This is a genomic window from Brevundimonas sp. (assembly GCF_044336875.1).
GTDB lineage: Bacteria > Pseudomonadota > Alphaproteobacteria > Caulobacterales > Caulobacteraceae > Brevundimonas.
Window position 1 is genome coordinate 1 of record NZ_JBIIOP010000023.1, and the last position, 22,468, is coordinate 22,468.

Here is a 22,468-nt window from a genome sequence, read left to right on the forward strand (position 1 = left end):
TCCGGCTTCAGCAGCATGTCGGACTCGTTGATGGCCTTCCAGCCGGCGATCGACGAGCCGTCGAACATCGTGCCTTCGTTCAGGAAGTCCTCATCGACCAGGTCGATGTCGAAGGTGACGTGCTGCAGCTTGCCGCGGGTGTCGGTGAAGCGAACGTCGACGTATTTGACGTCCTTCTCCTTGATCTCCTTGAGGATCTTGCTGGCGCTCATTCTCGGAAGTCCTGTTTTTCTTGGTCGTTAGGGAGGAAACGGTCATCCGGCCCGAAGGCCGGCGGCCGGGGAGGGGTACGCGAACTCAGACGGCCTGGGCCCCGGTTTCGCCGGTGCGGATACGGATCACTTCGGCGACGTCGGACACGAATATCTTGCCGTCGCCGATCTTGCCGGTGCGCGCCGAGGTCTGGATGGCCTCGACGACCGCGGGCGCGAGATCGTCGGCGACGACCACCTCGATCTTGATCTTGGGCAGGAAGTCGATGACGTATTCGGCGCCGCGATACAGTTCCGAATGGCCCTTCTGGCGACCATATCCCTTGGCCTCCAGCACGGTCATGCCTTGCACGCCCACGTCCTGGAGCGCCTCTTTGACGTCATCCAGCTTGAAAGGCTTGATGATGGCTTCAATCTTCTTCATGGCGACCCCTGAGCGGCGCGCGGAATGCAGCGGCGCTCGGGCGGGAATGGGACACATCAAGGCCGTTCAAAGCAAGCGGTTTTCGCAGAAAAGTCACGGATATTCGGAGCCCTGATGATAGAAACCAACGACCCGGCCATCTGGCGCAATTTTCTGCCTTGGCCTGACGCCGAGACGCACAAGCATGCGCGGGGTCGCCTTGGCGTCGTGTCCGGGCGAGCCCATCAGACCGGCGCGGCGCGGCTGGCGGCGCGCGCCGGATTACGGATCGGGGCAGGGGTGGTGCGCATTCTCTGTCCCCCGGACGCGGTCGCTGTGATCGCTCCGGCGGTCGAAGCCGTCATGGTCACGCCGTTCAATTCCTCCGAGACCCTGGGCCGCGAGGCCGAGGCCATGGACGCCGTGGTGATTGGGCCGGCGGCGGGCCTGGACGAGTCAACCGTGGCCAATATCCAGGCCCTGGCGCTGTGTGGCGCGGCCTTGGTGATCGACGCGGACGGTCTTTCGATCTTCAAGGGACGCAGCGCCGAACTGTTCGCCGTACTGGACCGTGACGATGTGCTGACGCCGCACGAAGGCGAGTTTGAGCGCCTGTTTCCCGATTTGCCGGCCAGGGGCCGCGAACAGGCGGCGATCGAGGCGGCCCGTAGAGCCCAGGCCGTGGTGGTTCTGAAAGGCGCCGAAACGGTGATCGCTGCGCCCGACGGCCGCGCACGGATCAACCGCAATGGGTCGCCATGGCTGGCCACCGCCGGAACGGGCGACGTCCTGTCCGGCATGATCGGCGGCCTGATCGCCCAGCGCATGGACAGTTTCGACGCCGCAAGCGCCGCTGTCTGGCTGCACAGCGATACCGCAGAACGGTTCGGACCGGGTTTGATTTCAGAGGACTTGAGCGAAGGATTGCCGGAAAGCTTGAAGTCGCTGCGATGATTTATTTCGCATAATATATCTTAGGCGATAACTCTCCTAACTTCTCCGACTCGGTCCCTGCGGCTTTAAGCCAGAGGGAATTTCACCTTGACCACCAGGCCTGAGCGCCGCCGTCGATTGTGCGCCGTCGCTGTTGCGCCATAGGCGTGCGCCAGGGCCTCGACGATCGCCAGGCCGAGGCCGGATCCGTTGCGGGCCGCCGCCTGACGGCCACGGTAGAACCGCACGAACAGATGCGGCAGATCCTCTTCCGCCACTCCCGGACCCTGATCCCAGATCACGAGCGCAACGGCGTCGGCCTGATGGCGGATCCAGACCGTGACGGCGCCGTCGCCGCCATAGCGCAGGGCATTGTCCACGATGTTGAAGATCATCTCCTGCAGCAACAGAGCCTCGCCGGGCACAATGGCCGCCGTGCGAGGCAGCCTCAGCCGAACATGGAATTCCGGATCCGAAATCTCGTCCATGGTCTTGCGGGCCGCGTCGGACAGATCGGTTCTGGCGTCCGCGGTCACCGCGTCGGCGCGGGCCACGGTCAACAGTTGCGACAGCAGCGCCGCCATTCGGTCGCTGGCCAGTATGGCGTCGTTGATCAGGCTTCGCTCGCCTTCCCTCCAGTCCCGGCGCCCGTCGCGGACGATCTGCATATTGGCCGTGATCACGGCCAAGGGCGTCCGCAACTGATGAGAGGCGTCCGCCGTGAATTTGCGCACTCCGGCCGTCGATCGCTCGAGGTGTTCGAGCAGACGGTTGAAGGCCTCGACGATCCCTCTCAGCTCGACCGGGGCCTCGTGCGCGGGCGCCGGCGAGAAATCGGCTTCCGACGCGGAGGCGCGGCCGATCAGCGTCCTCGAAATCCGGCGTAGGGGCGCCAGTCCCCAGCGCATGGCAGGCCAGAGCAGCAGGCCGCCGACCACGATGATCACCAGCGGCAGTCCGATCAGGTTCACCATCAATTGGCGAAACACGGCGCGACGGGAATCCAGGCTCTGTGCGACCAAGACGGTCACCGGATGCTCGAAACCCGGCACGCGGACGGTCTGGGCGGCCAATCGCATCCGTACATGACGGATGTCGACATAGCTGAAGTTGGGACCGTCGATCTGGCCGGTCCGGGGCGTCGGCACGTCTTCATACCCCGTCAGCAGCCGGCCGTCGTGACGTACGGCGTAGTAGACGATGTCGCGTTCCGGGCTGTCGAGAAGTCCCAGGGACCAGGGAGCGAGTTCGACGCGGATTTCACCGTCCCGAGCCGTCACTGTTTCGGCTATCGCCCGAACAGAGCCCGCCAGCAGGCGGTCTGCGGTTTGTTCGACCACATTATGCGCCACCAGGGCTCCGGCCGTGGCGAAGGCCAGAGCCAGACCGGCCACGGGCGCGACCTGCGCCAGCAGCAGACGTCGGAACAGGCTGGGCGACCGGTTCAGCGCCTTCAGCCCAGCCGGTAGCCGCGCCCGCGCACCGAGCGGATCAGCGGTCCGTCCGGCGCCAGTTTGGCGCGCAGGCGACTGACCTGAATCTCGAGCGCATTGGTCATCGCCTCGCCTTCGGCGTCGAACAGTTCGGCGATCAGCATGCCCCGGTCGACGACCCGGCCTGCGCGTGTGGCCAGGACTCGCAACAACGACCACTCGCGCGGCCGCAGATCCAGTTCGCGACCGTGCAGCGTCGCCCTCCCCCCGCTCCAGTCGCACCACAGACCGTCGATTCGGGTGCCCTGGGCGGCGACGCCGGCCGTCCGGCGTGACACGGCGCGGACGCGGGCGACCAGTTCCGTCGGGGCGAAGGGTTTGACCACATAGTCGTCGGCGCCCAACTCCAGTCCCGCGACCCGGTCGGGCAAGGTGTCGCGTGCGGTCAGCATGATTACGGGCGTGCCGATGGCTTCCGCGCGCAGCTGGCGCAGCACGGCGAAACCGTCGATGTCCGGCAGGTTGACGTCCAGAACAATGGCGTCGTGGGCGCCCAGTCGCGCCGTCACCAGGGCGGACTCTCCGTCCCCTACCCTGTCGGCGTGAAATCCCGCCGCTTCGAACGACGCCGTCAGCGAGCGCGCCAATGACTCGTCATCCTCGACAACCAGAAGATTCATGTCTGATCGCCCCTCGACTTTGACCGTCTCCATCCAGCGCCGCCCCGCCGTTCAGGTCAAGCCGCCGCTGCGATTTCCAGCGCCTGATACGGATCATTCCCGATGTCGGCGTTCGACCAAAGTCGCCCTGACGCCGGAAGCGGACCAGTGCCAACCTGCCCGTAACGAGCGCCGCATGCGGCGTGAGAACGGTCGAAAACGGCCATTAGCTGGGAGGCTAACGCAATGACGGACAGCGCCACAGGTGCGCCTGTCGATGGGCAGGGTGTAGGCAAGAACGACAAGCTGGTGATCCTGGCGTCGTCGGTCGGCACGGTCATCGAATGGTATGACTTCTATCTGTACGGGTCGCTAGCTGCGATCATCACTGTGCAGTTCTTCTCGGGCGTCAACGAGACGACCGGCTATATCTTCGCCCTGATGGCCTTCGCCGCCGGTTTCGCCGTGCGGCCCTTCGGCGCCATCGTCTTCGGGCGGCTGGGCGACCTGTGGGGTCGCAAGAACACCTTCCTGGTGACCATGCTGCTGATGGGGCTGTCGACCTTCGTTGTCGGCCTGCTGCCCAATTATGCGACCATCGGCATAGCGGCGCCGATCATCCTGGTGCTGATGCGCCTGCTGCAGGGCCTGGCCCTGGGGGGGGAATACGGCGGCGCCGCCACCTATGTGGCCGAGCACGCGCCGAACGGGAAGCGCGGCTTCTACACCTCCTTCATCCAGATCACCGCCACCGCCGGCCTGATGATCAGTCTGGTCGTCATCCTGGGCGTTCGCCTGACTGTGGGCGAGGACGCCTTCAACGCCTGGGGCTGGCGCATTCCCTTCCTGGTGTCGATCCTGATGCTGGGCGTGTCGCTGTGGATCCGTCTGAAGCTGGCGGAAAGCCCGGCCTTCCAGCGCATGAAGGCCGAGGGCAAGGGCTCCAAGACCCCGCTGAAGGACTCCTTCGGCAAGTGGCCGAACCTGAAACTGGTGCTGCTGGCCCTGTTCGGTCTGGCGGCGGGTCAGGCGGTCGTCTGGTACACGGGCCAGTTCTACGCCATGTTCTTCGTCGAACGGGTGCTGAAGGTCGATCCGGCCCTGGCCCAGATGCTGACGGCCATAGCGCTTCTGCTGGCCACACCCTTCTTCGTCATCTGGGGGATCGTCTCGGACAAGATCGGCCGCAAGCCCGTCATCCTGGCCGGCTGCCTGATCGCCGCCCTGACCTATTTCCCGCTGTTCCACGCCCTGACCGGCGCGGCCAATCCGAAACTGGCGGCGGCCGTGGCCTCCTCGCCGGTGACGGTCCACGCCGACCCGGCCGACTGCTCGGTCCAGTTCGACCCGATCGGCAAGACGGTCTTCAACAAGAGCTGCGACCTGGCCAAGTCCTATCTGGCCAAGGCCGGCGTGACCTATGACAATGTCGCGGCCCCGGCCGGGACGGTCGCCACGGTCCATATCGGCGACCAGGTCGTGACCAGCTTCCGCGGCGACCAGATGCCGGCCGCCGACTTCGCCGCCGCCAAGAAGACCTGGGACAAGGGGTTGGGCGACGCCCTGCTGGCCGCCGGCTATCCGGCCAAGGCCGACAGCGCCCTGGTCAACAAGCCGCTGGTGGTGGGGATCCTGTTCCTGCTCGTCTTCTATGTGACCATGGTCTACGGCCCCATCGCCGCCGCCCTGGTCGAGATGTTCCCGACCAATATCCGCTACACCTCGATGTCGCTGCCCTATCATATCGGCAACGGCTGGTTCGGCGGCTTCCTGCCCACCACGGCCTTCGCGATGGTGGCGGCCAGCGGCAACATCTACCACGGCCTCTGGTATCCGATCGTGATCGCCCTCGCGACGGCGGTGATCGGCTTCCTGTTCGTCAAGGAAGGCAAGGACGTCGATATTCACGCCTGACCCCCTGCTTGCAGGCGTGAACGGAGCGGGTCGGACGGAAACGTCCGGCCCGTTCTTTTTATGCGGGGCCCTCGCCCCTTGTGGGACGCGCCCGACCCGGCGCAGATGGTTTCATGTTCAGCCTGCTGATCCTCGGCCTGGTGGCCGCCTATATGGCGATCCTGTTCGCCGTCGCCTGGCAGCAGGAACGGCCCGAGGCGCGAGCGCGCGGGCGTGGGCTGGGGCCGTCGGTCTACGCCCTGTCCCTGGCCATCTACTGCACCTCCTGGACCTATTACGGCGCGGTCGGCACGGCGGCGCGGGACGGGTGGGAGTATCTGCCCATCTATATCGGGCCGATCATCGGACTGACGGTCCTGTTCCCGCTGTGGCGCCGCATCGCCGCCGCCGCCCGGCGCGAGAACGTCGGCTCGATGGCCGACTTCGTGGCCTCGCGCTACGGCAAGAGCCAGACCCTGGGGGCGGCGGTGACCGTCGTCGCCATCCTGGGCTCCCTGCCCTATATCGCGCTTCAGCTGAAATCCCTGTCGATGGCGGGCGAACTGCTGACCGCAGGCACGCCGGTGGCGGGATCGGAACGGCTGACCGTCCTGGCCCTGGCCGGGGTTCTGGCGGGGTTCGCCATCCTGTTCGGGGCGCGGCGACCGGATCTGACCGAGCACAATCGCGGCCTGATCCAGGCCATCGGCCTGGAGTCCCTGGTCAAGCTGGGGGCCCTGCTGTTCGTCGCCGTCTTCGCCCTGGTTCTGCTGCTGAACGAGGGCTCGCCGCCCCGAATCGTCGAGGGCCTGGGCGCCCTCGCCGCCCCTCCCCAGGTGACGCCGCGCTTTACGGCCATCACCCTGGTCGCGACCCTGGCCATCTTCTGCCTGCCACGCCAGTTTCACGTCGCCTTCGTCGAGGGCGCAGCGCCATCTGATGTGAAACGGGCGCGCTGGATATTCCCCCTCTATCTGGTGCTGACCAGCCTGGCGGTCCTGCCGCTGGTGGCGGCCGGCGCCCTGTTCGCCCCAGCGGTGAACCCGGACCTTCTGGTGCTGGCCCTGCCGTTCGGGCACGGCGAATCCCTGTTGACCGCCGTGGTCTTCGTCGGCGGTTTCTCGGCCGCGACCGCGATGGTCATCGTTGAGGCCGTGGCCCTGTCAGCCATGGTGTCCAACAGCCTGATTCTGCCCTTTCTGGCGCGGGATCGCTGGCGGATGCGCGGCGACGCCTCGGACATGGCGGGCGTCATCCTTCAGGTCCGGCGCGGCGCCATCGTCGCGGTCCTGTTGCTGGCTTGGCTCTATTATCAGGCGACGGATCAGTCCCGCGGCCTGGCGGCGATGGGGCTGGTGTCCTTCGCCGCCATGGCCCAGCTGGCCCCTGCCCTGTTCGGGGCGGTGATCTGGCGCGGCGGCCATGCTCATGGAGCGCTGGCGGGCATGAGCGTCGGCATGGCGGTCTGGATCGTCATGCTGGCCCTGCCCCAACTGGCGCCCGACGCGCCCTGGCATCCCCACGTGATGATGGGACTGAAGGACCCATTGCCCCTGGGGGTCTTCGTCAGCCTGGGCCTGAACCTGGTCGCCTATGTCGGGGTGTCGCGCTTCGCCAAGCCACGCCTGATCGACCGCGTCCAGGCGCGCGCCTTCGTCGATCGGCTGGGGCCCGACTGGCTCGAGTCCAAACCGGCCCTGTCCGGCGCTTCGATCGGCGATCTGCGCGCCCTGGTCGCCCGTTTCATCGGCGACGAACGGGCCGAGCGCGCCTTCTCCGCCTGGGGGCGAGAAACCGACACCCGGTTGCGTGACGCCGATCCGGCAGACGCCGCCCTGGCCCGCGCCGCCGAACGTATGCTGGCCGGCGCGATCGGCGCGGCCTCGGCCCGGCGGGTCATTGCGGCGGCCCTGGCCGGCGGCGGTCGTGCGCCGGAGGACGTGGTGCGAATGCTGGACGAAGCGTCCCAAGCCGTCCAGTTCAACCGCGACCTGCTGCAGACCACCTTGGACAATATCGACCAGGGCGTGATCGTCGTGGATGAAGATCTTCGCGTAACCGCATGGAATCGTCGTTATGTTTCCATGTTTGGCCTGCCCAACGGCTTCGTCCATATCGGCCTGCCGATCGCCAGCATCTACCGGCTGAACGCCGAGCGCGGCGAAAGCCCCGACGACATCGAGGCCTGGGTCGAACGGCGGCTGGAGGCCCTGAGCCGTCGTATCCCGCACGATCACGAGCGGCTCCAGCCCGACGGACGCGTTCTGCGCTCCTCCGGCGCGCCCATCCCCGGCGGCGGCTACGCGACCAGCTACACCGACATCACCGCCCTGCGCCGCGCCGCCCGGCAACTGGAAGAAGCCAACGAACGGCTGGAGGCGCGGGTGGCCGACCGCACCGCCCGTCTGGACGAGGCCCGACGCGTGGCCGAGGACGCGACCGCCTCCAAGACCCGCTTCCTCGCCGCCGCCAGCCACGACCTGTTGCAGCCCCTGCATGCCGCACGACTGTTCATCGCCGCCCTGAAGGAAGAGCCGGCCCTCGTGGAGCCGACCAGCCGCACCCTGGCCGTCAACGCTGACCGCGCCATCGACAGCGCCCACCGGCTGCTGACCGCCTTGCTGAACCTGTCCAAGCTGGAGGCCGGAGGGGTCAAGGCCGCGGTGACGCGGCTGTCGCTGGACGGCTTGTTCGACGAACTGCGCCGCGAATACGAACCCGTTGCGGAGGCCAAGGGCCTGGCCCTGACCATAGCCCCCACGGCCCTGTGGGTGTCGTCCGACCGCGACCTGCTGCGGTCCATGCTGCAGAACCTGATCGCCAACGCCATCCGCTACACGGATACGGGCCGGGTTCTCGTCGGCGCCCGGCGACAGGGCGAGACGGTGCGGCTGCTGGTCTGCGACACCGGGCGCGGCATAGCGGACGCGGATCGGGACAATGTCTTCGGCGAATTCGTTCGCCTGCCGGGCGCCCCGGTGGACGAGCCGGGCGCCGGCCTGGGCCTGGCCATCGTGCGACGACTGTCCAGTCTGCTGGACCACCCGCTCGAGATGAACTCCCGTCTCGGTCGCGGCACTATCTTCCGCATCACCGTGCCGCGCGGGATCGCGGATCGGGCCGCGGAGGTCACGCCGACCCACGACGTCCGCCTGCCCCTGGCGGGGCTGCGGGTGCTGTGTGTCGACAACGAGCCGGTGATCCTGGATGCGCTGGAGGCTCTGCTGACCCGCTGGGGGGCCAGACCGACCCTGGTGTCGGGCGTCGAGGCCGCCAAGGCGGCGCCCGGCCCGTTCGACGCGGCCGTCGTCGACCTGCATCTGGGCGACGGCCCTGAAGGCTTCGCCGTCATCGACTGGCTGAGGCCGCGCGGCGTGCGCCGCATCGCCCTGGTCACCGCCGACACCCGCGACGGCCTGAACGATCAGGCCACGGCCGCCGGGGCGGTGCTGCTGCCCAAGCCGATCAAGCCGGCGGCGCTGAAGGCCTTCCTGTCGAGTTAGGCCGGGTCCATCTGTTTGGCCAGGATCACCGCCTGGGTCCGGTTGTGGACGCCCAGTTTGCGGAAGACGCTGGTCAGGTGCGCCTTGATCGTGGCTTCGGACACGCCGAGGTCGAAGGCGATCTGCTTGTTCAGCCGCCCGGCCTTCAGCCCTTCCAGAATACGCAGCTGCGACGGCGTCAGGCTGGCGACCCGCGCCGGCAGGTCGTCGTCCTCGGCCTCGGGCGTGTCGGGGGCCCAGCCGTCCCCGGCCAGGATGGCGGCTATGGCCTCGACCATCTGCGGCAGGGCCGCCGACTTGGGAATGAAGCCGGCCGCGCCCAGGCCCAAGGCATGCCGCACCACCGAGGCGTCCTCGCTGGCCGAGACCACGGCGACCGGCACGGCGGGATGTTCGGCGCGGATGGCGGCGAGCCCCGCCATGCCCTCGCTGTCGGACAGTTTCAGATCCAGCAGCAGCAGATCGACCGGCGCCGTCAGGGCCGCCTTCGCCTCGGCCAGACTGGCGCACTCCTCGACCGCCGCGCCGGGGGCCGCCTTGTCGACGGCGGAGCGCAGCGCGGCGCGAAACAGGGGGTGATCGTCGGCGACGACGATACGGTCCATGGGGCGTCCTTCCCTTGCGCGGCGTGCTTTCGGCCACGTCAGCGACAGCATGACGCGGACCGACTTTCGTCGAAACTAGACCAATGGCTAATGGCCGCCTACGCCCTCGAAGGGAAAAGGTTCGTCAGGACGCCCGCACAAGACGGGCGCGGGAGGAACCATGATGATCAAGTCCAGCCTGCTGGGCGGATGCGCGGCTGCGGCCCTGCTCCTCGCCCCCGGAATGGCCTCGGCGCAGACCGCCCAGGCCGCCCTCGAAGCCCGTATCGCCCAACTCGAAGCCGAACTGAACGCCCTGAAGTCCGAGGTCGTCGCCGCCCGCACCCAGCAGGCCGCGCAACAGCAGGACATCATCCGGCTGGAAACCCGGCCGTCCGCAGCCCCCGCGCCTGCGCCCGCCCCGCCGGCGCCGTCGGACGGCTTCCGCATCGGCGACCACACGGTGAAGTTCGGCGGCTTCATCAAGGTCGACGCCTCGGCCTCCAACTATTCGGGCGGCGATCCGGTCAACGGCGACGCCCTGCGCGAATTCCACATTCCCGGCTCCATCCCCGTCGGCGGCGCCGACGAGGACACGGCGACCGACTTCAACGCCCGCCAGACCCGGTTCTGGCTGACCACAGACGGCGTCGTCAGCGGCCACAAGGTCGGCACCCGGCTGGAGATGGACTTCCAGACCCTGCCCGGCGCCGGCGATCAGCGCACCACCAGCCCGGCCAATCCGGCCCTGCGCCGCGCCTTCGTCACCATCGACAACTGGCTGATCGGCCAGGAGTGGACCAATTTCCAGAACACGGCCGTCCTGCCAGAATCCGCCGACTTCATCGGCGCGGCCGAGGGCACGGTCTTCGCCCGTCAGGTCCAGGTCCGCTACACGCGCGGGCCCCTGTCGCTGTCGCTCGAAAACCCCGAAACCACCGTCACCCCGTTCGGCGGCGGCGCCCGGATCATCGCCGACGACAACAGCCTGCCCGACGCCACCGCCCGTTATGCGATCAGCCGTCCCTGGGGCGACCTGCAGTTCGCCGGTCTGCTGCGCCAGCTGAAATATCAGAACCCGGCGACCGGCATCGATTCCAGCGCCACCGGCTGGGGCCTGTCGGCCTCGACCAAGATCAAGGTCGGGTCCAAGGACGACCTGCGCCTGATGGTCACCGGCGGCGAGGGCGTCGGCCGCTATGTCGGTCTGAACTTCTCGAACGACGCCGTGCTGGACGCCTCGGGCGATCTGGAAGCGGTCGGGGTGGTCGCCGGCTTCGCCGCCTACCGCCACGTCTGGGCGCCCGGCTGGCGCTCCAGCCTGATCTGGTCGGCCCAGAACGTCGACAACGACACGGCGATCACCGGCCTGGCGGTCAACCGCTCGGCCCAGAGCGTCCACGCCAATTTGATCTGGTCGCCCATTGCCGCGTTTGATGTGGGCGCCGAGTTGATGTTCGCCGACCGCGAGCTCGAATCCGGCGCGAGCGGCGACATGACCCGACTGATCCTGTTCGCCAAATACGGATTCTGATGATGCTGGAGACGTCTCGCGTGCCCGATTCCGACCTCTACCCCGTCCCCGCCGACCTGGCCGCCCGCGCCCACATGGACCGGAACGCCTATGAGGCGGCTCGGATCGCGGCGCGCGAGACCCCCGAGGCCTTCTGGTCGGGTCTGGCCAAACGGCTCGACTGGATCCGCTTCCCGACCCAGATCAAGGACGTCTCCTTCAGGAAGGAGGACTTCCATATCCGCTGGTTCGAGGACGGCGTCCTCAACGTCTCGGCCAACTGCATCGATCGCCATCTGCCGCACCGCAAGGACGAAACGGCGATCATCTGGGAAGGCGATGATCCCAAGGACAGCCGCCGCATCAGTTTCGGCGAACTGCACGCCGAAGTCTGCCGCATGGCCAATGTGCTGAAGGCGCACGGCGTGAAGAAGGGCGACCGCGTCACCCTCTATCTGCCGATGATCCCCGAGGCCGCCTACGCCATGCTGGCCTGCGCCCGCATCGGCGCCGTCCATTCGGTCGTCTTTGGCGGGTTCTCGCCCGACAGCCTGTCCGGCCGGATCGAGGATTGCGGCTCCAACTTCGTCATCACGGCGGACGCGGGCGTGCGCGGCGGCAAGACCGTGCCGTTGAAGGCCAATGTCGATGCGGCCCTGGAGAAGGTGAAGGTCGATACGGTCCTGGTCATCCGCCACACCGGCGCAGACGTGCCGATGGTCGCGGGCCGCGACGTGGATTACGCCGTGGAGGCGGCCCAGGCCTCGACCGACTGCCTGCCCGAACCGATGAACGCCGAGGATCCGCTGTTCATCCTCTACACCTCGGGTTCTACGGGTAAGCCCAAGGGGGTGCTGCACACCACGGGCGGCTATCTGTTCTGGGTCGCCTGGACCCACGAGATCACCTTCGACTATCGCCCGGGCGAGGTCTTCTGGTGCACGGCCGACGTGGGCTGGGTCACGGGCCATTCCTATCTGGTCTATGGGCCGCTGGCGAACGCGGCGACCACCCTGATGTTCGAGGGCGTGCCCAACTATCCGGACTCCAGCCGCTTCTGGCAGGTGGTGGACAAGCACCAGGTCGACATCTTCTATACCGCCCCCACCGCCCTGCGCGCCCTGATGCGCGAAGGCGACGAGCCGGTGAAACGCACCTCGCGCAAGTCGCTGCGCCTGCTGGGCACGGTCGGGGAGCCGATCAATCCCGAGGCCTGGCGCTGGTATCATGAGGTTGTCGGCGAGGGCCGCTGCCCCATCGTCGACACCTGGTGGCAGACCGAGACCGGCGGCCAGCTGATCACCCCCTTGCCCGGGGCCACCGACCTGAAGCCGGGCTCGGCCACCCTGCCCCTGCCGGGCGTGGAGCTGCAGATCGTCGACGCCGAGGGCCAGGAACTGACCGGCGCCGTGTCCGGCAACCTGTGCATCACCGACAGCTGGCCGGGCCAGATGCGCACCGTCTACGGCGACGATCAGCGCTTCTTCGACACCTATTTCTCGACCTATCCCGGTCGCTACTTCACCGGCGACGGCTGCCGTCGGGACGAGGACGGCTACTACTGGATCACCGGCCGGGTCGACGACGTCATCAATGTCTCGGGTCACCGGATGGGCACGGCCGAGATCGAGAGCGCCCTGGTGCTGCACGACGACGTCGCAGAGGCGGCCGTGGTCGGCTATCCGCACGACATCAAGGGTCAGGGCATCTACGCCTATGTCACCCTGAACAAGGGCGTCGAGGCGACCGAGGACCTGCGCAAGGCCCTGGGCGCCCATGTGCGGCGCGAGATCGGCCCTATCGCCGCGCCCGATGTGATCCAGTGGGCGCCGGGCCTGCCCAAGACCCGGTCCGGCAAGATCATGCGCCGCATCCTGCGCAAGATCGCCGAAAACGAGATCGGGTCGCTGGGCGACACCTCGACCCTGGCCGATCCTTCGGTCGTGGACGATCTGGTGAAGAACCGCGCCGGCTGAAACGGCGTAAATCCGACGCGGCAAGCATGTTTGTTGAAGACTCGGAGTTGTTCGGTACACAATGTGGCGCCTCGCCCGCCGTCTGACGGCGCCTACTGAGTCGCCGCCCATGACGCCTTCGGCCTATCGTAGCACGCCGCTCCAGAGAGCCGGGATCGTCGGGACCGTGATCCTGATCGTCGCCGGCCTCGCCTTCATGGGCCTGGAACTGCGTCGAGAGTTCGAACGCGGCCGCGAGCTGCGCGCCGCCGTCGAACGCTCCCATGCCGCGCGCAGCGAACTGCTGGCCATCTTCTCCCTGATGCAGGACGCCGAAACCGGGCAGCGAGGCTATATCATCACGGGGGAGCCTCGGTTTCTCTCTCCCTATACCAACGCTGAACGCCGGCTGAGCGTGGAATTGCCCCGATTGCGCGCCGCCTATGCGGATAACCCGGCGCAATCCGCGAGCATGCGTGAACTCGAAACCCTGATCGACCGCAAGCAGCAGGCCATGCAGGCCGCCCTTTCGGCGCGCGACGTCAGCGGTCGGGAGGCAGGCATCGCCGCCGTTTCCAGCGGCCGCGGCAAGGCCGCCATGGACCAGATCCGCATCGTGGTGAACCGCATGGTCGCGGCCGACGCCCAGGCCCTGGCCGCCGCCACTCGGATGTCCGACGCGCGGACGGCGCGCACCGAACGCCTCGTCGGCCTGGTCTTCCTGTTGTTGATCGCCGTGGTGGCCGCCACCACCATCCTGTCCTGGCGCTATCTGCGCACACGGCGCATCCTGCTGGACGAGGTTCAGGCCACGGCGGCGCGCCAGGAGGCCATCTTCGACAGCGCCATCGACGCCATCATGACGCTCAATCCCAGCGGCACCATCGAAACGATGAACGCGGCGGCCGTGCGCATGTTCGGCTGGTCGGCCGAGGCCCTGGGGCGACGCGACATCGCCATCCTGATGGACCTGCCCCAGAACGGCGAGGCGGGGTTCGTCTCACGGCTGGGGGCCAACGCCGACGGCAGCCTGCGCGAGGGACTTGTCAGGGAACTGACCGCCATCCGCAAGGACGGGGCCAAATTCCCCGTCGATGTGGCCTTCAGCCCCCTGCCCCTGCCGACCGGGATCCATGTGGTGGCCGTCGTGCGAGACATCACCGAACGGCGCCGCGTGGAGGAGATGAAGCAGCAGTTCGTCGCCACGGTCAGCCACGAGTTGCGGACGCCGCTGACCTCGATCGCAGGTTCGCTGGGCCTGCTGGCCGGAGGCGCAGCGGGCCAGGTGTCCGATCAGGCCATGCGTCTGATCTCCATCGCCCAGTCGAACAGCCAGCGGCTGGTGCGGCTGATCAACGACATCCTGGATATCGAGAAGCTCGAGTCCGGGCAGATGACGCTGGACATCAATCCGGTCGACCTGCGCGACATCGCAACCCGCTCTCTGGACAGCGTCAGGGGATTTGCAGACAGCGTCGGCGTTTCTCTCGACCTGGTCGAGGGACCGCCGGGGCCGGTCATGGGCGACGCCGACAGGCTGGTCCAGGTGGTTGTAAACCTGCTCTCCAATGCGACGAAGTTCTCGCCTGCCGGCGGGGTCGTGTCCGTCACCGTCATGCCGGAGGCCCGGATCGCCCGCCTCAGCGTGCGTGATAGCGGGCCCGGCGTGCCCGAGTCCTTCCGTGCGCGCATCTTCTCGAAATTCGCCCAGGCCGACGGGTCCGACACACGCCAGCGCGGCGGCACCGGCCTGGGCCTAGCTATCGCGCGCGAAATCGCGGAACGCCATGGCGGTCGTCTTTGGTTCGAATCCGCGCCGGGAGAAGGCGCCAGCTTCCACCTGGACCTGCCTTTGGCCACCGCCCGGACGATCGACGTCAAGATCGATGGTCCGCGCCTGCTTATCGTCGAGGACGATCCCGACGCCGCCGAGGTGCTGCGGATCATGCTGGACCAGGACGGGTTCGACGCCCGTGTCGTCGGCAGTGCGGGCGAGGCGCTGGACGCGGTCGATAATGAGAAGTTCGCCGCAGTGTTGGTCGATCTCCAGTTGCCCGATGCCGACGGCATCGGCCTGATCCGCACCCTGCGCGCACGGGCCGACACCCTGGACATCCCCGTGGTCGTCGTCTCGGCCGACGTGGCGCGGGGCAAGGCGCGTGGGCGCTCGCTGGAGGTACTCGACTGGCTTGAGAAGCCGTTCGATCAGGACCGGCTTCGCGGCGCCATCACCGCCATACTGCGTCGCCTGAACGTCGGGCGGCCGGTGATCCTGCACGTTGACGACGACCCCGACATCCTTACCGTGACGGCCGCGACCCTCGCCGGCATGGCCGATGTCCGTACGGCCGACAGTCTGTCCAGCGCCCGCGCGGCCCTGGCGTCCTGGCGGCCCGACCTGATCATCCTCGACCTGGGATTGCCGGACGGATCCGGGCTTGAACTTTTGCCGGACCTGGGCGAACCCGGGGCGCCCACCATTCCGGTCGTCGTCTATTCCGCCCAGGAGATGGACGCCGTACTCGGGTCAAGCGTCGAGGCCGTTCTGGTCAAGTCATCCGCCTCGCTGACGGATCTTGTACGTACGGTTCGCCGGCTAACACTCAGAAACGCAACACCTTGAACGGACAAGCAATGCCTCTCACGCTGCTGCATGTGGACGATGAGCCCGATATCCGCGAAGTCGCGGCCATCGCGCTTCAACTCGACCCGGACATCAACCTCGTCAGCGCCCCTTCCGGCCAGGACGCCCTGGACCGGTTGGCGGCGGGAATGCGGCCCGACGTCATCCTGCTCGATGTCATGATGCCGAGCCTCGACGGCCCGGGCGTCCTGGCGCGATTGAAACAGGCGCCATCGACCTCGGACATTCCCGTCATCTTCATGACCGCTCGCGCCCAGTCGAACGAGGTCGATCGCCTGCGCGCCCTCGGCGCCATCGGCGTGATCATCAAGCCGTTCGACCCCATGACCCTGTCCGGTCAGGTCCGCGACCTGCTGGCGGAAGCGCGCGGGTGACCAATCCGGCCCTGGCCGATCTCGCCGCCCGATTCATGGCCGGGATCCAGGCCGACGCCGGGGCCCTGGAACAGGCTCTGGCCGACGGCGACTTCGACCGCATCGAACATATCGCCCACAGCCTGGCGGGCGCCGCCGGCATATTCGGCAAGCTGGAGCTCGGCGCTGCGGCCCTGGCCGTGGACGACCGTTTCGCCCGTGGCGATCGACCGGCGGTTCAGGACGTGGAAGCCCTGATCGCGCTGATCCGCTCTCACTCGTAGTCGATGCTCAGCGGCAGCGAAACAGCCTCAAGCACGGCCTCGCTGCCCTCCAGCCTCAGCTGACCGGTGACCCGCAGGAGATCGCGCCCCTGCAGATCCATATGCGACACGCGCGTCGTGGACACATCCCCGGCGTTGACGCTCCATATCCTCAGATCCTCCACGAGCGCGCGTCCGTCGCTGGAGACCAGGGTCCTGGGCACGCGGATCCGATAGACTCGCCCCGGATCACCGGTCACCTGGATCTCGGCGGGCGCATCCCGGTCCACGAGCGCGCGCAGCGACAGGGTGGTGCCGCGTCCGGGTGAGGCGAGCAGGATCGGCCGGACCGTCACGACGCTCAGACTGCGCTGCACCGTCAGGCTGGCGTCCGCCGTTTGCGCCGAAACCGGAGCGCCGGCCAGCCCGAGGCTGGCTAGGACTATTCCGAAAATCAGTACTCTAGGCATGATCAAACCAACTGGATGGTGACGACATAGTCGAATGTATAGGCTCCGCTCGGCGCATTGGCCGCCAAGGTCATGTCCATCGCCAGAGTGAAGCTGGCCGTGGCGGTCAAGCCAAGCGGGTTGAGATCGAACATCAGGCTGGCGGCCTCGGCCGGGGCGGATCCGGTCCGATAGGTGGCGCCGGACAGGTTGGCGATCCGGAATTTCGTGATTGCGGCCTGCCCGCCGCTGACCGGGGTGATGGTGACGCGCATATAACGGAGGGCGCACAGGCCGGAGAGGTTGAGCACGCCGCAATTCAGCGAAATCGTCGGCGTGGTCACCGAGGCGCTCGACAGGCGGATGGCGTTGCCGGATGTACGGGTCACCGTACCGGAGGTGGAAATGCTGAAGGTGGTCGCACTGGAGCCGCGGATGGTGGCGCCGAGGATCGGCGCCGTCGCGGGCGTACGCACGACCTGGGCGTGGGCCAGACCCGGCGGCGAGATCAGGGCTATGGCGACGAACGCCAGCACGAAATGGATCCATCTGGTCATTGGGTCGGTGCTCCCGTGATGACGACCTCGATCGAGCCGGCATCGACGAATCCGCCTGCCGGCGGCACGATGACGGGCGCCGCGCGCGCGATGGACACGCCGAGTGCGCGGGCCTGGGCCTCGTCCAGCCGCACGGAATAGGTCCCGGACGGCACGGTTTCGAGGAAGATGACGCCGGCATGATCGCTGCGTCCGCTGATGGGCGGCCCCTGCCCCTCCGGGACCAGTGCTATGCTGAGCGCCGACAGGGGACGCGGCGCGCCGCCGTCCCGGCGAACCAGGGCGGTCAGCTGGACTTCGCTGCTACGGCGCATCGGATAGGAGATTTCGGTCACGCGACCCGGCCGGGGCACGATCTGCAGCGTGGTCGGACCGCCGGTCAGGAAGGGATCGTCGATCCCCTCCGTATTCAGCCTTACCCGCGCCGTGGCGCCGTCGCCCAGGCCGGTCATGAACAGGCGTCCGCTTTTCGGCGTGGCCTCCCCGCCGGCCGGGGTGTCCGCCACTATGCCCGCGACCCCGGGTTCATCGGCCTGGCGCAAGCCGTCGCCGTTCTCGTCCACCCAGGCGTTGATGGCTGCGGATCCGCCGCCCGCGACGCCGGGACGTGTGATCTCATAGCTGCGCCGGCCGGGGTTGTAGCCGAAGCCGAAACCGAGCTGCAGGCCGACGCGCCATTCCCGCGTCGCCGTCTCATAGGCGACATTGACCGCCAGATCGAACCGGTCGGCGCGCCATAACTGCGACGCCTGATAGCTGGTGGTGGCGGCGGGCCCCAGCGTCCGCACCATGCCGACGCGCAATGCCGAACGATCGTTGAACTGCCAGTCGGCCGTAGCATAGGCGGTCTGGAACTCGGGATTGGGCGATAGCTCGTAGCTGACGCCCGCGCGAGTCTGCAGGCGCGACGACACCAGGCTGGCGACGTCCGTCGCGCCCAGCCAGCGGCGGCCGTTGGCCACGTCGCTGTCGTCCTCATAGGCCACGCTGCTGGAGACATAATAGCGGTTGATCGGCGCCGAGGCGCGCAGCTCGGCGTTGGTCGATCGGGTCCCGTCAGCGCGCTGGAGGCGCCGGATGTTCAGGGAGATCGGGATAGCCATCGTCCCGGGCCCCGCGATCTGACCGTCGGCGCGCAGGTCTGTGGCGCGCGACAACGTCGTCTGGTCCGAGACGCCCAGTTGCCGCGTCTCGTCTATGAAGCCGCCGTCATATTCCGAGTGTCGTCCGACCAGCGAGACGCCATAGGCGCGTGTGGCGAACCCCGTGCTCAGGCCGCGTCCGCCCTGGTCGTCGAAGGCGCCGTCGACCTGGACCGCGATCCCGCCCAGCGACCCCCGAAGGCCCAGACTGCCCAGGCTGCGTCCGCCATCGGCCTGGGGGTTATACCGCGCGGCCCCGGCGCTCAGAGTCAGGCCCGGCGTCAGTCCATAGTCCACCGTGGCGACGACCCGGGGCGAACCTGCCGCCCGATCGGTCGCCGCAGCCCCGACGTCGAAGACGGTCAGCCCCTGTTCGATCGCCCCCAGACGGACGATCCAGCGCCCGGGCTCGACCTGGCCCGTGCCGAAATTGATCCGCCGCACGACTTCGCGCGACTGGCCCTGGGAGCCGTAGAAGACCAGGCGGATAGTGTTCAGCCCGAAGGCCAGAGGCACGTCCAGAAACTCGTAACGCCCCTGCGTCGGCGAGGTCTGGGCCCGCTGCAGAACCTCGTTGACATAGAGCTCGACCTCCTCGCCCAGCGCCAGTTCGCCCCGCAGGTTCAGCGGCGTGGCCAGGTCGAGGTTCTCCAGCGGTGCGGAGGTGTAGAAGACGCCGCGACCGCCATAACCGGCCGCGCCGATGGGCATGGAGGGTGAGAAGACGTCGCCAAGGCTGGCGCGGGTTCCGCCCAGCGGGCCCAGGGCATGGCCATAGGGATCCTTGCGGCTAAGCATCACCCGCGCCGAGTTGACCTGCCCGTCGTCGTCCGACCCGACATAGGCCTCGAATCCTGCGCCCAGCAGGTCATTGGCCACGCGAACATCGTATCGTCTGGCCTGGTCCACGCCGTCCCGGGCCAACTGTCCGCCGATGTTGACGTCGAAACTGGGCGGGCTGAACAGGGCGTAGGGGGTGTCGATCCGGACTGCGGCGTCCTCGGCGCCCCCCTCCCCCAGCTGGGTTTGGCGCTGGGCTCGTTCGGCCCGCTGCTGAAACGGCAAGGCCTGGGTCGGAGTCAGGGTCAGGACCTGGGCGCTGGTGTCGGCCTTCAGCGTCAGCGGCAACAACTGCTCCAGCAGATCCGTGCGAACATAGAGGTCGCCGTCATAGATGGCGGCCTGACCTGCGCCGACGGGAATACGACGACCGTCCAGCCGCGCCTCGCCGGCGCCCAGGTCCACCACCAATTTCCTGTCGGGGGAAAGCACCCAGCCCTCCGCCCGCCGCTGGGCCGGGAAGACGCCGACCGCCAGGTCGAGCACGCGCGACAGTTCGCCGATCGGCACGAAGACCCCGCCACGCGACGCATAGACGTTCAGCGAATCGGTCAGTTCGATTCCGTCCGCCTCGACCTGCATCCACAACAGGTCGTCTGCCGTGAAGGGTTGGGGATCCGCAGCCACGACCAGATTGCGCACCAGGCCGTCCTGGGCCAGGGCGGGAAAGGCGCCGGCCGAAGTGGCGAGCGCAATCAGCGCCGCCTGAGCCGAGCGGCCAGGCATCATGGCGCGATCAGCGTCGCCGTGGCCAGAACCGCTCCGCTGTCGGCGTCGTCGTCGTTGCGATAGATGACGGTCAGGGTCTGGCCCGGCGTTATGGGGCTGGGCAGGGGGGCGATCACGGTGCGCCGTTCGACCTCGGGATAGACAGCGACGCCCCGCACGGCCGTCAGAAGCTGTCGACCGGCGCGGTCCTCGGTATAGATCTCGACGTCGCCATAGACGGAATTGGCGCCCTGACGGACAAGATCCAGCGACACCAGCGTCTGGTCCTCGACCTTGGACACCGAAAGCCGGTCGATGGCGGCGCGCGCGTCGGCGGCGCCGTCGCGGACGATCACGGGGATGCTGACGCTGAACAGGGCGACGACCTGCAGCGAGACCTCGTTTTCACCGGCGCCGGCGGCCTGGTCGACGGTGAAGCCGGTGCTTTCAGGCGGCAGGGCGGTGACGGTCAGGTGGCTGCGGTGTTCGCCACCTTCGCCCGGGCGGGCGCGGACACGGATCGCCTGGCTCTCGCGCGGCTGCAAGGTGATCCGCCGGGGCGTGTACTGCACCAGGTCCTGGGCCGACTCGATCCTCGCCTCGGGATGGTCGGCGACGGCGACGATCTGGCCGTCCGGCAGCATGACACGATCGACCAGCTCGACGGTATAGGTCGCCGGCTGGTCACCCTGGTTGAAGATATAGACGGTGGCGCTGCGCTCGCCGGGTCCGAACACCACCCGCTTGGGCGATATGTTCAGATCGGCGCCCACCTGGGCCAGGGCCGGCTCCGCCATAAGCAGAAAGGCGAAGACCGGGACGAGGAAACGCAGCATCATGATCTGGGCCCAGCGCAACGAAGACGCGAAACGATGCCTGTCAGACACTGACGACTCGTTAAGCGCGCCCCGCCGCGACTGGGCCGGGTGCAGCGGGTACATTTTCGGTCACCACGTCAGTTGTAGGCGGCCGAGACGGTGAAGGATCCGGTGTAGGCGCCCGTGGTGGTGGTGGAGGCGACGGGGACCGAACCGCCGACGGTGAAGGCCAGCGAGCCGGCGGAACCCAGGGCGTTGGACAGGACCTGGCTGGCGGCCGAGCCGGTCAGGCTGTTGGAGGTGGTGACCGTCAGGGTGTCGGAGCCGTTGGCCATGGAGAAGCTGGCGGGGATGGTGACCGAGACCGACTGACCGCCTTCGCCGGCGACGGTGAAGGCGGCGGCGGCGGGGGTGTCGCCGGAGGCCAGGCCGACCACGCCGCCGGTGACCGAGCGGGCGCCGGCGGCCGAAACCACGGCGGTCCCGGAGCCGGAGGCCGGGCGAACCACGGTGCCGAACTTCAGGTCGGCGGTCTTGGTGATGGTCAGCGGGCGGATGACGGTGATCGAGCCCGAGCCCGTGGTGGAGGCGGACGACTGGGCGAAGGCGGGAGCAGCGAAGACGCTGATGGCGACAACGGCGACGGCGGACAGGCGCTTGATCAAGAGAAACTCTCCAACTTCATTTTCAGGCGCTGTGCGCCGGTGCTGGAGAGCCAAATCAGCCCGATCCGCCGGGGTGTCGACAACCGGACCACGTATTAGGCGTGAAATCGAACCAAAGTTATAGGAACAGCTCTCATTTCCTTGGATACCCGTGGTTAAGGAATCCGCGCAATCTTCCAATGTAAGGCAAGCAACTTACGGCTTAGCTTGGGAGGAGCGCCACAGAATGCGCTGGAAAGTGCTGGTTGTAGACGACCACCCTCTTGTAGGGCAGGCGCTGGAGTTGTCGATCCGCGCCGCCTACGCCCATCTGGATGTCGGCCGTGTGCTGACCGCAGCCGAAGCTGAAACCTACGCCAAACGCGAAGGCTCGCGCATCAAGCTGGTCATGCTGGACCTGATACTGCCGGACGCGGATGGCTTCGACGGGCTGATCCGTCTGCAGCACCTGCTGCCCAACAGCGCCTTCGCCATTGTCTCCTCGCGGGCCGACGCCCACTCGGTCTCCATGGCCCGCGCCTTCGGCGTCCAGGCCTATCTGACCAAGAACGAATCCGTAGAAACCCTGGTCAACGCAGTGGGCGCCATCCTGCGCGGCGAGGAGATCTTTCCCGAGACCATCTCATCGGACCCTGTCGCCGCCGACTTCCACAAACGGGTCGCCCGTCTGTCCGGCGCCCAGCTGCGGGTGCTCCGCAGCCTGGCCGACGGCAAGCTGAACAAGGAGATCGCCGGCGACATGAACCTGACCGAGGGCACGGTGAAACAGCATGTCTCGGCCATTCTGAAGAAGCTGGAAGTCAATAATCGCAGCCAGGCGGTCCTCGCCGCCGCCCCCTTCCTACGCAAGGCGCAGTAGGCGCCCTTCCCCGTCCGGGCTTGTGCGCAGCCGTCCGGCTGGCCACAACGGAACTCAAGGGACCGTCGAGTCCCATTGATCC

The 22,468-nt window shown here is 67.6% G+C and carries 19 protein-coding genes; 9 read left to right on the plus strand and 10 right to left on the minus strand.

From position 1 onward, the window contains the following. Together ACIQ1T_RS17205 and ACIQ1T_RS17210 are read right to left on the minus strand one after the other, a co-directional pair. Window positions 1–212 (minus strand): glutamine synthetase beta-grasp domain-containing protein (locus ACIQ1T_RS17205; protein ID WP_395945784.1); only part of this gene is annotated, 212 nt, incomplete at its 3' end. 85 nt (window positions 213–297) lie between these two features. Next, window positions 298–636, minus strand: a complete 339-nt coding sequence (locus ACIQ1T_RS17210) for a P-II family nitrogen regulator (RefSeq protein WP_008261682.1) — start codon at window positions 634–636, stop codon at window positions 298–300. Window positions 637–660: 24 nt separating this feature from the next. Here ACIQ1T_RS17210 and ACIQ1T_RS17215 point away from each other — a divergent pair, with 24 nt between their 5' ends. Then, the gene (locus ACIQ1T_RS17215) at window positions 661–1,569 is read left to right on the plus strand and encodes an NAD(P)H-hydrate dehydratase (protein WP_395945785.1); all 909 of its coding nucleotides are present in this window, start codon (window positions 661–663) and stop codon (window positions 1,567–1,569) included. Between the two features lie 65 nt (window positions 1,570–1,634). Here the strand turns inward: ACIQ1T_RS17215 and ACIQ1T_RS17220 are convergent, their stop codons facing one another. Together ACIQ1T_RS17220 and ACIQ1T_RS17225 are read right to left on the minus strand one after the other, a co-directional pair. Continuing rightward, window positions 1,635–2,942, minus strand: coding sequence for a sensor histidine kinase N-terminal domain-containing protein (locus tag ACIQ1T_RS17220; protein ID WP_395945786.1), 1,308 nt, complete (start codon window positions 2,940–2,942; stop codon window positions 1,635–1,637). Between the two features lie 59 nt (window positions 2,943–3,001). Then, window positions 3,002–3,661 (minus strand): response regulator transcription factor, encoded by a 660-nt coding sequence (locus tag ACIQ1T_RS17225; protein WP_395945787.1) that lies wholly within the window; start codon window positions 3,659–3,661, stop codon window positions 3,002–3,004. Window positions 3,662–3,886: 225 nt separating this feature from the next. On the opposite strand from ACIQ1T_RS17225, the gene ACIQ1T_RS17230 reads away from it, so the two are divergent. Together ACIQ1T_RS17230 and ACIQ1T_RS17235 are read left to right on the plus strand one after the other, a co-directional pair. Continuing rightward, window positions 3,887–5,554, plus strand: coding sequence for an MFS transporter (locus ACIQ1T_RS17230; RefSeq protein ID WP_395945788.1), 1,668 nt, complete (start codon window positions 3,887–3,889; stop codon window positions 5,552–5,554). A gap of 113 nt (window positions 5,555–5,667) precedes the next feature. Continuing rightward, window positions 5,668–9,036, plus strand: coding sequence for a PAS-domain containing protein (locus ACIQ1T_RS17235; protein ID WP_395945789.1), 3,369 nt, complete (start codon window positions 5,668–5,670; stop codon window positions 9,034–9,036). Here the strand turns inward: ACIQ1T_RS17235 and ACIQ1T_RS17240 are convergent. Beyond that, complete coding sequence (locus ACIQ1T_RS17240) at window positions 9,033–9,641, minus strand: response regulator transcription factor (RefSeq protein WP_395945790.1); 609 nt, start codon at window positions 9,639–9,641, stop codon at window positions 9,033–9,035. The two genes, ACIQ1T_RS17235 and ACIQ1T_RS17240, sit on opposite strands and share 4 nt — an antisense overlap. A gap of 160 nt (window positions 9,642–9,801) precedes the next feature. On the opposite strand from ACIQ1T_RS17240, the gene ACIQ1T_RS17245 reads away from it, so the two are divergent. The 5 genes from ACIQ1T_RS17245 to ACIQ1T_RS17265 all read left to right on the plus strand — a co-directional run bounded on the left by ACIQ1T_RS17245 (window position 9,802) and on the right by ACIQ1T_RS17265 (window position 16,369). After that, complete coding sequence (locus tag ACIQ1T_RS17245) at window positions 9,802–11,154, plus strand: DcaP family trimeric outer membrane transporter (RefSeq protein ID WP_395945791.1); 1,353 nt, start codon at window positions 9,802–9,804, stop codon at window positions 11,152–11,154. A 2-nt stretch (window positions 11,155–11,156) separates the two neighbouring features. Further along, window positions 11,157–13,109 (plus strand): acetate--CoA ligase, encoded by a 1,953-nt coding sequence (gene acs / locus ACIQ1T_RS17250; RefSeq protein WP_395945792.1) that lies wholly within the window; start codon window positions 11,157–11,159, stop codon window positions 13,107–13,109. Window positions 13,110–13,218: 109 nt separating this feature from the next. After that, window positions 13,219–15,711 (plus strand): CHASE3 domain-containing protein, encoded by a 2,493-nt coding sequence (locus tag ACIQ1T_RS17255; protein ID WP_395945793.1) that lies wholly within the window; start codon window positions 13,219–13,221, stop codon window positions 15,709–15,711. Window positions 15,712–15,722: 11 nt separating this feature from the next. Continuing rightward, window positions 15,723–16,106 carry a response regulator gene (locus ACIQ1T_RS17260; protein WP_395945794.1) on the plus strand — a complete coding sequence of 128 codons (384 nt, stop codon included), beginning with the start codon at window positions 15,723–15,725 and terminating at the stop codon, window positions 16,104–16,106. Continuing rightward, the gene (locus tag ACIQ1T_RS17265) at window positions 16,103–16,369 is read left to right on the plus strand and encodes an Hpt domain-containing protein (RefSeq protein ID WP_395945795.1); all 267 of its coding nucleotides are present in this window, start codon (window positions 16,103–16,105) and stop codon (window positions 16,367–16,369) included. The genes ACIQ1T_RS17260 and ACIQ1T_RS17265 overlap by 4 nt, the downstream gene beginning before the upstream one ends. On the opposite strand, the gene ACIQ1T_RS17270 is transcribed toward ACIQ1T_RS17265, so the two are convergent. The 5 genes from ACIQ1T_RS17270 to ACIQ1T_RS17290 form a co-directional block, all read right to left on the minus strand. Then, complete coding sequence (locus tag ACIQ1T_RS17270; protein ID WP_395945796.1) at window positions 16,360–16,818, minus strand: hypothetical protein; 459 nt, start codon at window positions 16,816–16,818, stop codon at window positions 16,360–16,362. The genes ACIQ1T_RS17265 and ACIQ1T_RS17270 overlap by 10 nt on opposite strands. Window positions 16,819–16,820: 2 nt before the next feature. Next, on the minus strand, window positions 16,821–17,354 hold the full coding sequence (locus ACIQ1T_RS17275; RefSeq protein ID WP_395945797.1) for a hypothetical protein: 534 nt from the start codon (window positions 17,352–17,354) through the stop codon (window positions 16,821–16,823). Further along, window positions 17,351–20,065 (minus strand): hypothetical protein, encoded by a 2,715-nt coding sequence (locus ACIQ1T_RS17280; protein ID WP_395945798.1) that lies wholly within the window; start codon window positions 20,063–20,065, stop codon window positions 17,351–17,353. Before ACIQ1T_RS17280 ends, ACIQ1T_RS17275 begins: the two co-directional genes overlap by 4 nt. Beyond that, the gene (locus tag ACIQ1T_RS17285) at window positions 20,062–20,883 is read right to left on the minus strand and encodes a molecular chaperone (RefSeq protein WP_395945799.1); all 822 of its coding nucleotides are present in this window, start codon (window positions 20,881–20,883) and stop codon (window positions 20,062–20,064) included. The genes ACIQ1T_RS17280 and ACIQ1T_RS17285 overlap by 4 nt, the downstream gene beginning before the upstream one ends. Before the next feature lie 116 nt (window positions 20,884–20,999). Then, a complete protein-coding gene (locus ACIQ1T_RS17290; RefSeq protein WP_395945800.1) occupies window positions 21,000–21,527 on the minus strand; it encodes a DUF4402 domain-containing protein in 528 nt (175 codons plus the stop codon). A gap of 226 nt (window positions 21,528–21,753) precedes the next feature. Between ACIQ1T_RS17290 and ACIQ1T_RS17295 the strand changes: the two genes are divergently transcribed. Next, window positions 21,754–22,386, plus strand: a complete 633-nt coding sequence (locus ACIQ1T_RS17295; RefSeq protein WP_395945801.1) for a LuxR C-terminal-related transcriptional regulator — start codon at window positions 21,754–21,756, stop codon at window positions 22,384–22,386. Window positions 22,387–22,468: the final 82 nt, after the last annotated feature.

Excerpts from the sequence above, each read along its gene's own strand:
- ACIQ1T_RS17235 (WP_395945789.1), top strand. The coding sequence starts at position 5,668 with ATGTTCAGCCTGCTGATCCTCGGCCTGGTGGCCGCCTATATGGCGATC.
- ACIQ1T_RS17285 (WP_395945799.1), bottom strand. The coding sequence starts at position 20,883 with ATGATGCTGCGTTTCCTCGTCCCGGTCTTCGCCTTTCTGCTTATGGCG.
- ACIQ1T_RS17270 (WP_395945796.1), bottom strand. The coding sequence starts at position 16,818 with ATGCCTAGAGTACTGATTTTCGGAATAGTCCTAGCCAGCCTCGGGCTG.
- ACIQ1T_RS17230 (WP_395945788.1), top strand. The coding sequence starts at position 3,887 with ATGACGGACAGCGCCACAGGTGCGCCTGTCGATGGGCAGGGTGTAGGC.
- ACIQ1T_RS17280 (WP_395945798.1), bottom strand. The coding sequence starts at position 20,065 with ATGATGCCTGGCCGCTCGGCTCAGGCGGCGCTGATTGCGCTCGCCACT.
- ACIQ1T_RS17245 (WP_395945791.1), top strand. The coding sequence starts at position 9,802 with ATGATGATCAAGTCCAGCCTGCTGGGCGGATGCGCGGCTGCGGCCCTG.
- ACIQ1T_RS17240 (WP_395945790.1), bottom strand. The coding sequence starts at position 9,641 with ATGGACCGTATCGTCGTCGCCGACGATCACCCCCTGTTTCGCGCCGCG.
- ACIQ1T_RS17210 (WP_008261682.1), bottom strand. The coding sequence starts at position 636 with ATGAAGAAGATTGAAGCCATCATCAAGCCTTTCAAGCTGGATGACGTC.
- ACIQ1T_RS17225 (WP_395945787.1), bottom strand. The coding sequence starts at position 3,661 with ATGAATCTTCTGGTTGTCGAGGATGACGAGTCATTGGCGCGCTCGCTG.
- ACIQ1T_RS17255 (WP_395945793.1), top strand. The coding sequence starts at position 13,219 with ATGACGCCTTCGGCCTATCGTAGCACGCCGCTCCAGAGAGCCGGGATC.
- ACIQ1T_RS17260 (WP_395945794.1), top strand. The coding sequence starts at position 15,723 with ATGCCTCTCACGCTGCTGCATGTGGACGATGAGCCCGATATCCGCGAA.
- ACIQ1T_RS17275 (WP_395945797.1), bottom strand. The coding sequence starts at position 17,354 with ATGACCAGATGGATCCATTTCGTGCTGGCGTTCGTCGCCATAGCCCTG.
- ACIQ1T_RS17295 (WP_395945801.1), top strand. The coding sequence starts at position 21,754 with ATGCGCTGGAAAGTGCTGGTTGTAGACGACCACCCTCTTGTAGGGCAG.
- ACIQ1T_RS17215 (WP_395945785.1), top strand. The coding sequence starts at position 661 with ATGCAGCGGCGCTCGGGCGGGAATGGGACACATCAAGGCCGTTCAAAG.
- acs (WP_395945792.1), top strand. The coding sequence starts at position 11,157 with ATGCTGGAGACGTCTCGCGTGCCCGATTCCGACCTCTACCCCGTCCCC.